Origin of the sequence: Methylibium sp. (assembly GCF_035762065.1) — a bacterium.
In the GTDB taxonomy this organism is placed as follows: domain Bacteria; phylum Pseudomonadota; class Gammaproteobacteria; order Burkholderiales; family Burkholderiaceae_C; genus Methylibium.
This window is the reverse complement of the sequence record NZ_DASTPW010000020.1, coordinates 68,413-79,536: the sequence shown is the minus strand read 5'-3', so window position 1 is coordinate 79,536 and position 11,124 is coordinate 68,413. Positions and strand designations below refer to the sequence as shown.

The window sequence follows — 11,124 nt, the reverse complement described above, 5'->3', positions numbered from 1 at the left end:
GTCGATGAAGACGAGCGACGCCCAGCGATTGCAGCGCCGCGAGCTCGAGCGTTGTGTTTCAACCCACGCTCGTCGATGAAGACGAGCGACGCCGATCGGTTGCGTGACGCCGGCGACGATCGCAGTGTTTCAACCCACGCTCGTCGATGAAGACGAGCGACGCGTCGCAGGCGCTGGCCGAGTGTGTCGCGGTGCTCGTTTCAACCCACGCTCGTCGATGAAGACGAGCGACGCTTCCACGGCTCGACCGACAGCGGCAGCTGCACCTGGTTTCAACCCACGCTCGTCGATGAAGACGAGCGACGCACGTCACCAAGCTCGCAAACGAGATCGCGGAAGGGTTTCAACCCACGCTCGTCGATGAAGACGAGCGACGCGCCCACGGTTCCGGCTCCGGTCGCCCACCAGTGGAGTTTCAACCCACGCTCGTCGATGAAGACGAGCGACGCTGGACAGCTACGGTTCTCCCACCATCTACGCTTGGTTTCAACCCACGCTCGTCGATGAAGACGAGCGACGCGATCGCCCCGCCGCCTGGTTGGCCTCGTCTTCGGAGTTTCAACCCACGCTCGTCGATGAAGACGAGCGACGCGATCGGCAGCGGCAACAACGGCGACCGGTACAACGTTTCAACCCACGCTCGTCGATGAAGACGAGCGACGCCCCTGGGATACGTACTGGCCGGGGACGGAGGCGAGTTTCAACCCACGCTCGTCGATGAAGACGAGCGACGCGCTGGAGGTGGTGGACGCCAATCCGGCCGCAATCGTTTCAACCCACGCTCGTCGATGAAGACGAGCGACGCGAGTCGCTCGATCAACTGGCGAAGCGATTGGCGGTTTCAACCCACGCTCGTCGATGAAGACGAGCGACGCGCAGCGGGTGCATCGCGAGCGCGGTGCCGTCAGGTTTCAACCCACGCTCGTCGATGAAGACGAGCGACGCGGCGGTCCGTGCTTCCACGTCTCGCGGCTCACGCGTTTCAACCCACGCTCGTCGATGAAGACGAGCGACGCTCAGCGCAGCCATTGCCACAGCTCCGGCGCGTTGTTTCAACCCACGCTCGTCGATGAAGACGAGCGACGCGCTTCAAGCGCAAGTCATTGTCGCGACAGGCGTGGTTGCCCCTGACGCGCGAAACGGTGGTTCAAGAACGTCCTGCGCCATAGGCTTTACACGCCCGCTCACAAAAACCTCAAGCGATCAATACTTTGCGTCTTGCGCGAACCGGCTGCCATCTTGCAGCTCACTTGGGGTTCGCGCAGCAGCTAGCCACTGTCAAAGATTACGGCGCCGTAGGCGCTCACACCACCAGCGGCCCATCGAAGTCAGTCGCCTTGAAGCGGCCATGCTCGCGCACCTCGGCGCCGCGCGATGCGGGTAAGCGGTACAGACGCAGGTTGTCCTGGGCGCTGTCGATGGTGTCCAGCAAGCGCCGCTCCAGGCTCTCGAAGCCAGCGAGGTCCACGTCGCATTCGAATACCGACTTCTGCACCCTTTGGCCAACGCTTTCGCACACCCGAGCCACGCGCCTCAGCCGGCGCCGCCCCGCAGCATCTTCGGTACTCACGTCGTAGCACACGATGATCAGCATCGTCCGACGCGCCATCATTTGATGAGAAACGGCACGTAGCACGCCGCTGCGCCATCAGCATCGACATCGCCGCGCACCACACGCGCCAACAGCCGAGCCTGAACCAGCGGCACCAAGCCAAGCGGCATAGGCTGCGCCAGAAGGGGGTGCGAAATCTCTTCCTGCTTGCGCGCCTGGAACGCGACGAGCACAGCCTTGCGGCCCGCCGTCGCCAGGCTCACGGCGCCGCCGTCGTGGAGCGTGAAGTCTTCGGGGCCGAGCTGCGCACGGTTGATCAAGGTCAGGGCCAACCGGTCGGCGATCGGTCGAAACTCTTCCATCAAATCGAGCGCCAACGCCGCACGCCCGGGACGCAGCGCGTGAAGCAAGCCGACCTGAGGATCGAGCCCCGCCGCTTCGAGCGCGCTGCGGCAGTCGTTCATCCACATCGAGTACAGGAAGGACAGCAGCGCATTGAGCCGGTTGCGCGGCGGTCGCCGGCTGCGGCCGTCCATGGCGAAGGGCTCGCGCAGGTCGGCACGGACCACGAGGCCCAGGCGCGCAAAGTATTGGCGCGCGGCTTCGCCTTCGACGCCACGCAGCGCGTCTAGCGTGGCGGCGGCCGGTACGGCACGAAGGCTTGCGGCAAGGTCGTCGGCAGCGCGTGTCAGATTGGCGGCGTCATCCGGTTGTTTGGCCTCGCGCGCTGCGCGTTGCATCACGCTGCGGGTATTGCGAAGCTTGCCGGCGACGAAGGCGCGCGCCACGGGCAGACTCGCCGCAGCGTCGGCCGCGAGCCGATGTTGAGCTCGACGCAGCAACACGTTGCCGCTGGTCGGCCCTTCGAGCCGGGCTTTGAAGCGGCCGTGTTCGTCCAGCAGCACCAGCGCGATGGCGGCCTCAGCAAGCCGGTGCATCAGCGGCGCCGACAGGTTCACGTGGCCGAAGCAGGCCACGGCCTGGAGATGATGCAGCGGCACGCGCAGCCGCGTCTCCTGTTCAACTTCGATGCGCAGCGTGTCGTTATCCAGGCGCAGGTAGCTGCCCGGCGTGGTGACGTACAGCGTGTTGAGCAGCTCCATCGCTCGTCTCTTTAACCTGGCTCAGCCGCTGCTCGCGAGCGGCGCGTCCGGGTCGAACAGCGCGTCGCCTCCCGTGCGCAACGAGGCGGGCGCCGCCGCCTCAGGCTGACAACGTTCACGCAGCGAACAGCCTCGACAGCGCTGCCTCGCGGCCTCGCCGAGCAGCGGTATTGGCAAGGTCTGGCGGTCAAGCATCTCCTTCACCGCCTGCGTCGCAACGGCCACTTCCGCGCGCAGCGTCGGAGTGATCGGCACCGTGCGGCGCCGCTTCGACGTTGCGTAGTAGATCGCGCCTTCGTCGACGGGCCGGCCGGTCATTGCTTCAAGGCATACCGCTTGCGCGGCGAGCTGCAGCTCGTCGCAGGCCGCGATGTCGGCGGCTTTGTGTCGGGAGCCTTGCTTGTATTCGACCGGGTACGCGCTGCCGTCGGGCGCGAACTCCACCAGATCCGCCTTGCCAGCCAGACCCAGCTCGTCGTGCCACAGCGGTACGGCACGTACGACACGCAGACCCTTGGCCGTCTCGACGCCGGGAGCATCCACCTTGCGATGCGTGGCCTGCCCGCGCAGCGTGTGCAAGTTGTCGTCGAAAGCTTGCTCCAGATGAATGAGGCCGCACTGGCGAGGGCAGTAGGCCCAGTGCTGCAGGGCCGACAGGGGCACGGCTGCGGTGTCGTCCATTGGCCGAACCCTGAACCCGCCGCACTTGCGACCGAGCCGCCTTACCCGAGCCTGCGCAGCAAAGCCACGCCGGTCGGCAAGGCTGCGTCGTTCACGTTCACCGCGTAGTCCGCAAAGCCGCGTGGCGGCGCGTCACTGAGACGCCTGATGGTGATGCGATCGAACAGGTCACTTGCATGGGCATTGCCAAGTTCGCTGTCGTGCTTGAAAACGTAGAGCCCTCGCGTAGACATTTCGCCGCGCGCGGCCGAGCGGTCGTGTTCGAACATCTGTCCCAGGCCGGTGAAGAAGAGGTCGAGGTCTTCGTTGGAAAAGCCGGTCTGCTTCGCGAGGAAGGCCGAGACGAAGCCGTGAGCACGGTACAGGCCGTAGGGGACGGTGTGCTTGCGGCCCATGGTGCGGTTGTCGCCGTCCTGCTTCTCGGCCTCGGCCTCGGTGGCAACGGCCATGCGAGTGATCGAGTGTTCGGTGGCGATCACCGGGTCGACGGACCGCGCGAAGGTCAGCTGCACCGGCCCGCGCACCTGGCCGCAGTTCACGCCCGTGGACATCACCGCACCGAAGGTGCGCACATCAAAGAAGTTGGTGCAGATCCACTGGCGCGCCTTGTCCACGCTGTCAGCACTGCCCTTGCGCTTCTTCTTGCCCTTGTCGTCGCCCTCGGCCAGTTCCTCTTCGGCACCGATGGCCTTGTACGCCGCACGGTGTGTGCGCTCCAGCACCGCCTTTTCCTTGATGTAGATGTCGTAGGGCGGCTGCGCACCCTTGGCCATCTGCACGAAGTTGCGCAGCTTGCGCTTGAGCGAAACGTCGGTGACGAGACCATGACCCGTCTCGGCGTCGAGTCGAGGCAGGTTGCCGGCATCGGGGTCGCCGTTGGGGTTGCCGTCTTTCACGTCGAACAGCAGCACGAAGTCGTAGCGGTGGGCGATGGCGGGCATGGTCAGGCCTCCTTGGGTGGGATGTCGTTCGAGGCTTCGGTCGCGGCCTCTGACTTGCGTGTGTAGAAAGCTTGGCGCTGCTGGTAGTAGCCGAGTGCGAAGCGGCCTTGGTCGGGCAGTGCGAGGTGGCGCGGGAAGTCGGTCAGCGGCGCGAGGATTTCGCCGATCAGCTTTTCGAAGTTCACCACCTGCCCTTCATGCAGCTTTTTGAGGTGCGCGTTCTTCAACCGCAGCAGCGTGGGGAACACCGCCACCGGCGTGGTCGAGGCTGCACCGTAGTAACGGTCACGGATGGTGGCGTTGATGCCGGGCTGCGCGAACTCCTGGATGCGCTCCAGCGTGGCGAACAGCCGCCCCAGGCGGTAGGCGGAATCGGCTTGCTCCATGTCGAGCGTCTCCTTGTGGTGAGCGTGATCGGGCTGGGCTTGCGGGTGCTGACGGCGCCAGTCGCGGTTGAGCCACGCCTTGAGCACGGCGGCGCGCAAGTAGCTCACCTCGCGCTCGGCTTTGCAGCGCGTGACGGCGGCGTTCAGCAAGACGGCCGGATAGGGCGAGCCTTCGAGGATGGCGCGCATCCACTCGCCGGCCAGCCGTGGCGGCACGTTGTCGAGCTTGCCCTGCAAGGCCAGCGACGACAGCAGTCGGAACAGCGAAGGCGTGAGCGGGTCGCTGTCGTAGCGCGGCGCGATCTTCAGATCGTCGAAGTGCCGAAGGATGCGCGGCGCCAGTTCGGCGAAGGGCACGCCGGGCAACCAGAAGCGCACGCTCAGGCGCGCTGCGTTCGGCGCGAGGCCAAGCACGTAGAAGCGTGTCTTGCCCTCGCTCACCGTCAGCTTGCCGCCGCGCACCGCTTCGTACAACGCCTTCACGGCATCGCGGCCTCGATCCGGGTTGTCGGCGCGCGGTTCACCGAAGAGGTCGGCCAGCGTGAACTCGGAATCGAAGCGGGACGTCTGCCCCTCGTCGCTGTCGGCCCAGAAGACGGTGGAGCTGTCACCGACCTGCACCCGGTTGCGCGAGTCGCGATCGAGCAGCGCATTGAGCGCCGTCGTGTAGGCGAACGCGGCACGCTGGCCGACGGGAGCGTTCGCGCCCTGGGTCTTGCCATACGACGCAAAGGCGTCGAGGTTGAACGAGACGATGCTTGCGCCCGAACTTTGCGCGCCCCACACGCCCCTGATCGAGCCATGCAGGCGCTGGATCGGTGCTTCGGCCCCGTCGACCAAACACAAGCCTGTGCTCGCAGCCTCATCGTCGGCGTTGGCGGATGCAAGCGCGGCCCGATACACGACGTCGCGTTGGCAAACGAGGCCGGCGTCGCCGACCAGCCGGAAGCTGAGGACGGCATTGCTTTCCAACACTTCGGCCCAGACGGGGCTCGACTGCAGCGGTGCCAAGTCGGGTCGGCCTTCGCCGTCCATGTGCAGGAACGCCTTGACCGCGCGCAAGCCGGCGTCTTCCTGCGCAGCGGGCGAAAGGGCTGCGATGCGGGCGCGGTAAGCAAGGTGCTGGAGTGCCACGCGCTCGGGATTGCCCCGGCCGCTGACGCCCAGCGTGTACTCGACGGTGTCCCACAACAGGTTCGCCGCGATGTTCACTGCACGCTTGGTGCCCTGCGGGACGAGGAAGGACTCCGCGCGCAGCTTCTTGCCATCCAGCCGACGCGTGTCGCGCAACTGCACCACGGTGCCGTCGGTGTTCAGCTCGATGACGAAAGGGATGTCCTTGTCTTCGAGCCCGTAGGCCGGCAGCCGCCGCGCCGGATCGGCGTCGCGGCTGCGGCGCTCGTAGAGCCGCGCCAGCGCTTGCAGCATCACCGCGCCACCTCCCGCTGCACTTCGCGCAGATCGCACTCGACGACACCGGCCCGCATTTCGGCGCGAAAGAACACCGGCTTGGGATCGGCGGGGTTGCTGAAGTCGAGGTCGTGCAGCATCCAGCCGAGGTCACGGTCTTCGGCGATCGGCGGTGGTTCGCCGGCATTCGACGTGACACGCCGCCAGCGCGCTGCGAACTCGCGGCAACCAAGGTAGGGCTGGTTCACGCACTGGCCGCGGTCGGCGCGGCGCTCGAACATCTCGTGCCACTTGGCGGCCGGCGCAGGATCGCGGCTCGGGTCGATCGCGAGGTCGGCATGCACGCGGTAGGCGACGTCGCGCAGAAAGAGCCCGGCGCGTTGCTGGCGCTCTTCTTCCACGTAGAGCGCGAGGTCGAAGCTGCCTTCGGTCATCGCCTCCTGTACGTTGCGCGTGGAGATCACCGCGCCCACTTCGTTGCGCCGCAAGTTGATCCAGCGGATGGGCCGCAGCACCTCGATCCGCCGGATATGCCAACGGATCGCCGGCTTCCACAGGATGGCGTCGAACACCGCGCGTGCGGCCGAAGGCGTGATGACGTCGTAGCTCACGCGCTCAACCTTCATCTCGGGTCGTGTGAAGCAGGCGTGGTCGCCGGAGATTTCGAGGACGTAGCGTTTCATGTGCATCTCCTTTCATCACTCACTGCACAAGCGTGGCCGCATCGAGCATCGCCCCCTTCGGCAGCAGCCCGAAGCGCCGGTCGTAGCGCAGTTCGTCGATCAACAGGTAGAGGCCGGGCACCAGCTCCTTCACGTCGCCAAGCAACTGCATCGTGTCGATCTCCTTTTGGCGCGCGCCGACGGTGTAGCGCTGCACTGCGCGCAGCAGCCAACGGTCGGTCGCGCCGTCGGCCAGCTTCTGGAGCTGCCCGGCCAGGGACGCATGGCGCGGGTCGTCGTCGTAGCGATGCCAAGGCACGAGCAACGTGGCTTGGTCCTGGTCATCGACCAGCTTGAACTTCCCCGCCGCCGTGCGAAAGGCGAAGACGAGCTTGCGGTCGTGGTCGTCGAGGTCGGCAACGACGTCGTGGCGGTCGAGCCGCTGGCTGCGGTAGTAGTCCTCGAAGTACCTCCGGAAGTCCGCAGGCCCGGGCGCGTCGCCCAGCCCTTGCGCCAACACGCTGCGCGTGGCTTCGACACCCGCGCGCAAGCCGGCCAGCGTGCGCGGCACCTCGCGCACGAACACCACGACTTCGCCGTGCGCAAGCCGGCCTTCGCGGTTGCAGCGGCCTGCGGCCTGGGCGATGGAATCGAGCCCCGCGAGCGCGCGATAAACCACCGGGAAGTCCAGATCCACACCGGCTTCGACGAGCTGCGTGCTGACCACGCGCAACGGCCGCGCATCGCCTTCGCGCCGCGCTTGCAGCCGCGCACGAATCTCGTCGATCACCGCCTTGCGGTGCGCACCGCACATGGCGGCCGACAGGTGCAGCGTGCCTGCGGGCAGGGCTCGGGTCAGCTCGTGCGCGTCCTTGCGGGTGTTCACGATCACGAGCACGCATCCGTGGCCAAGCAGCTCGTCGATGACGGGCAGCCAGCCGGTCGGTGCGAGCAAGTCAGCGGGCCAGCGGATCGACACGCGCTTCAGCGCGGCGAACAGCGAGGCCTCGTCATCGATGATCGGTGTCGGCTCCGGCAAACCGCGCAGATTGCGGCGGGCGTCCAACTCGCTGCGGGTGGTGAGCGCCGGCTGGGTGGCGGTGCACAGCAGCAGCGTGACTCCATGGTGCGCCACCAGCACGTTGAGCGCATCGAGGATCGGCTGCAGAAAGTCGGGCGGCAAGAGCTGCGCTTCGTCGAGCACGATGACGCTGTTCGCTACGTTGTGCAGCTTGCGGCAGCGCGAGGTGCGCGAGGCGAACAAGGACTCGAACAACTGCACGTTGGTAGTGACGACCAGCGGCGCATCCCAGTTCTCGCACGCGAGGCGGCTGGCTTGTGTGTCGCGCCGGTCATCGGCCTCGGCCTGACTGTGGTGCTCGACGAGGTTCTCGGCACCGAAGATGTCGGCAAACACCTCGGCCGTCTGCTCGATGATGCTGGTGTAAGGAATCGCGTAGATCACACGCCGCTGCCCGTGCCGCACCGCGTGCTGCAAGGCAAAGGCCAGCGACGACAGCGTCTTGCCGCCGCCAGTGGGTACGGTGAGCGTGAACACGCCGGGGGCGAGTGCCGACTTGGCGCGGCATTGGTCCAACACGCTGCAACGTGCACGCATCACCGCGTCGTCCTGCCGGCCGGCTTGCCGGACCCGCGTGGCCATCGTGTCCAGGCGTGCGTCGAGCCGCCGAAGGTAATGGGAGACCGGAGGAAACGCGTGACGCGCGCGGCCCCGCACGGCGTTCATGAAGTTTTCGGTGTCAAGGAAATCGGCATCGACCAGCGCGGAAAACAGCATGCGCACCCAAATCGACCCGGCCAGCCGATGCGCACTGCCGTGCAGGCCCGGTGCTGTGCGCAGGGCTCTCGTGGGGTCAAAGCCGACCGGAGGTTCGAGCAACCCGGAGCCCGCCTGCAGGCACGCCCCGCGGGCTTGCTCGTACTCCAGCTGGCTATCGCTCTGGCGTTGGCCGAAGAGGCGGTCGTCTAGCCCGCCGATCCAATCGGCCAGCCCCGCGTGATGACCCGCAATCACATACGCGAGCACGCGGCCTGCGAGGCCGCCCACGCCGGGCCAGCGGCGGTCAAGTTCGCACATCGCATGCAGTGCGCCAGCAGCCGAATGGGTCTTGTCGCGATCGGCAACGCGGCCTTCGATGTGCGCGTCGGCGTTCTGCCGGATGTAGCGCTGGAAGCCCGGCCGGTACTTGCCGAGGTCGTGCCACAGGCCGGCCAGATAAGCGAGGTCGGCTGAGTCGCCGCCGGAGAAGCCAGCAGCCAATTGGGCCACGGCTTGCAAGTGGTCCACCAAGCCATGCACCAGAACCTCGCCGGAGTCTGGATCGGCTCGCTGGTGCGCCCAGTGGGAGTCGTTCAATCGCGTGCTCGGCGGGTGGGGGTGGGCGATGCTAGCCAACGCCCCACCGTTTGCCTCCGTCGGTCTTAGGAGTCAGCTCACGCTTCCCAGCACCCGCAGGATCTCGCGCCCGTAGGCCTCGAGCTTCTTCTCGCCGACGCCGTTGACTTGCGCGAGCTCGTCGAGCGAGCCCGGCGCGTGCCGCGCCATCTCGGCGAGCGCGGCATTCGAGAAGACGATGTAGCTCGGCAGGTTGTGCTCGCGCGCGACTTCGCTGCGCCAGGCGCGCAGCGCGTCGTAGCGGCCCTGCGCGGCGATGTCGAGGTCGGCCGGCGCGTCCTTGGCCTTCGAGCCGGCGCGTCCCGCGGCCGGCCGGCGGCGCGACGCGACCGAAGCCTCGCTCGGCACGCGCAGCCGGATCGGCACTTCGCCCTTGAGCACCGCGCGCGCACTGGCCGTCAGCGCGAGCGTGTTCCATTCGCCCTCGGCCACCACGTGCCCGAGCGCGACCAGCTGCCGCAGCACGCCGCGCCATTGCGCTTCGGAGAGGTCGGCGCCGATGCCGAAGGTGCTGAGCGACCCGTGGCCGTACTGCGCGACCTTGTCGGTCGCCTTGCCGCGCAGCACGTCGATCAGGTGGCCGGCGCCGAACGAGCGCGGGCCCTGGCCGTGCTGACCGAAGCGAAGGATGCAGCTGAGCAGCTTGCGCGCCGGCTCGGTGGCGTCCCACACCGCCGGCGGGTTCTGGCAGTTGTCGCAGGCGTGCTGGTGCGTCCCGCAGGGCTCGCTCGCTTCGCCGAAGTACTGCAGCAGCCGCGCGCGCCGGCAGTCGTGCGCCTCGGCCAGCGCGAGCAGCGCGTCGAGCTTGCCGCGCTGCAGGCGCTTGAACTCGTCGGCCGCCGGGCTCTCGTCGATCATGCGGCGCTGGTTCACCACGTCGGCGAGGCCGTAGGCCATCCAGGCTTCGGCCGGCTCGCCGTCGCGGCCGGCGCGGCCGGTCTCCTGGTAGTAGCCCTCGATGTTCTTCGGCAGGTCGAGGTGGGCGACGAAGCGCACGTCGGGCTTGTCGATGCCCATGCCGAAGGCGATGGTCGCGACGATCACGATGCCGTCCTCGCGAAGGAAGCGGTTCTGGTGCTTCTGCCGCACCGCCGCATCGAGGCCCGCGTGGTACGGCAGCGCCTCGACGCCCTCGGCGGCGAGCCAGGCCGCGGTCTCCTCGACCTTCTTGCGCGTCTGGCAGTAGACGATGCCGGCCTCGCCCTCGTGCTCGTCGCGCACGAAGCGCAGCAGCTGCTTGCGCGGATCGTCCTTCTCGACCACGCGGTAGCGGATGTTCGGCCGGTCGAAGCTGCTGACGAAGACGCGCGCGTCGTGCAGCGCGAGGCGCTCGACGATGTCCGCGCGCGTGTGCTCGTCGGCGGTGGCGGTCAGCGCGATGCGCGGCACGGTGGGGAACTGCTCGTGCAGCACGTGCAGGCCGAGGTAGTCCTCCCGGAAGTCGTGGCCCCACTGGCTGACGCAATGCGCCTCGTCGATCGCGAACAGGCTGAGCAGCCCGCGCTCGTGCAGCGATCGCAGCTGGCCGAGCATGCGCGGCGTGGTCAGCCGCTCGGGCGCGGCATAGAGCAGCACGAGCCGGGCGCTGGTCATCTCGCCTTCGATGCGCTGGACTTCGCCGAACTCGAGCGTCGAATTGAGGAAGGCGGCGTGCACGCCGGCTTCCTCGAGCGCGCCGACCTGGTCGTGCATCAGCGCGATCAGCGGGCTCACGACGATCGCGACGCCGCGCCCCATGCGATGCCGCACGATGGCCGGCACCTGATAGCACAGGCTCTTGCCGCCGCCGGTGGGCATCAGCACCAGCGCGTCGCCGCCGTCGATGACGCGCTCGACGATCGGCGCCTGCGCGCCACGGAAGCTCGCATAGCCGAACACCTGCTGCAGCACAGCGTGCGCGGCGTCGGCGGTGGCGGCAGGCGGGGGCGGCGAGCTCACGAACGGGGCTGGAGGAAACGGCGGCGACTCGGAAG

General features: G+C 67.5%; 8 protein-coding genes and 1 CRISPR repeat array. All 8 genes read right to left on the bottom strand.

Annotated features, from left to right (window positions below; genetic code table 11):
• Positions 1-55: 55 nt before the first annotated feature.
• A CRISPR array of direct repeats spans positions 56-1,086; the repeat unit is 37 nt; unit sequence GTTTCAACCCACGCTCGTCGATGAAGACGAGCGACGC.
• Between the two features lie 217 nt (positions 1,087-1,303).
• From cas2 to recQ, 8 genes are read right to left on the bottom strand one after another with little or no spacing between them, the layout of a single operon-like run.
• Positions 1,304-1,594, bottom strand: coding sequence for a CRISPR-associated endonuclease Cas2 (gene cas2 / locus VFR90_RS06490; RefSeq protein ID WP_326405284.1), 291 nt, complete (start codon positions 1,592-1,594; stop codon positions 1,304-1,306).
• A gap of 14 nt (positions 1,595-1,608) precedes the next feature.
• A complete protein-coding gene (gene cas1c, locus VFR90_RS06485) occupies positions 1,609-2,655 on the bottom strand; it encodes a type I-C CRISPR-associated endonuclease Cas1c (RefSeq protein WP_326405283.1) in 1,047 nt (348 codons plus the stop codon).
• Positions 2,656-2,676: 21 nt separating this feature from the next.
• Positions 2,677-3,336 carry a CRISPR-associated protein Cas4 gene (gene cas4 / locus VFR90_RS06480; protein WP_326405282.1) on the bottom strand — a complete coding sequence of 220 codons (660 nt, stop codon included), beginning with the start codon at positions 3,334-3,336 and terminating at the stop codon, positions 2,677-2,679.
• Between the two features lie 41 nt (positions 3,337-3,377).
• Positions 3,378-4,277 (bottom strand): type I-C CRISPR-associated protein Cas7/Csd2, encoded by a 900-nt coding sequence (gene cas7c / locus VFR90_RS06475; RefSeq protein WP_326405281.1) that lies wholly within the window; start codon positions 4,275-4,277, stop codon positions 3,378-3,380.
• A 2-nt stretch (positions 4,278-4,279) separates the two neighbouring features.
• A complete protein-coding gene (cas8c, locus tag VFR90_RS06470) occupies positions 4,280-6,091 on the bottom strand; it encodes a type I-C CRISPR-associated protein Cas8c/Csd1 (RefSeq protein WP_326405280.1) in 1,812 nt (603 codons plus the stop codon).
• Complete coding sequence (cas5c, locus tag VFR90_RS06465; RefSeq protein ID WP_326405279.1) at positions 6,091-6,756, bottom strand: type I-C CRISPR-associated protein Cas5c; 666 nt, start codon at positions 6,754-6,756, stop codon at positions 6,091-6,093. The genes cas8c and cas5c overlap by 1 nt, the downstream gene beginning before the upstream one ends.
• 19 nt (positions 6,757-6,775) lie before the next feature.
• A complete protein-coding gene (cas3, locus tag VFR90_RS06460) occupies positions 6,776-9,151 on the bottom strand; it encodes a CRISPR-associated helicase Cas3' (protein WP_326405278.1) in 2,376 nt (791 codons plus the stop codon).
• Positions 9,152-9,184: 33 nt separating this feature from the next.
• Entirely contained in the window at positions 9,185-11,089 is a 1,905-nt protein-coding gene (gene recQ / locus VFR90_RS06455) for a DNA helicase RecQ (RefSeq protein WP_414676499.1), read from the bottom strand.
• Between the last annotated feature and the right edge of the window lie 35 nt (positions 11,090-11,124).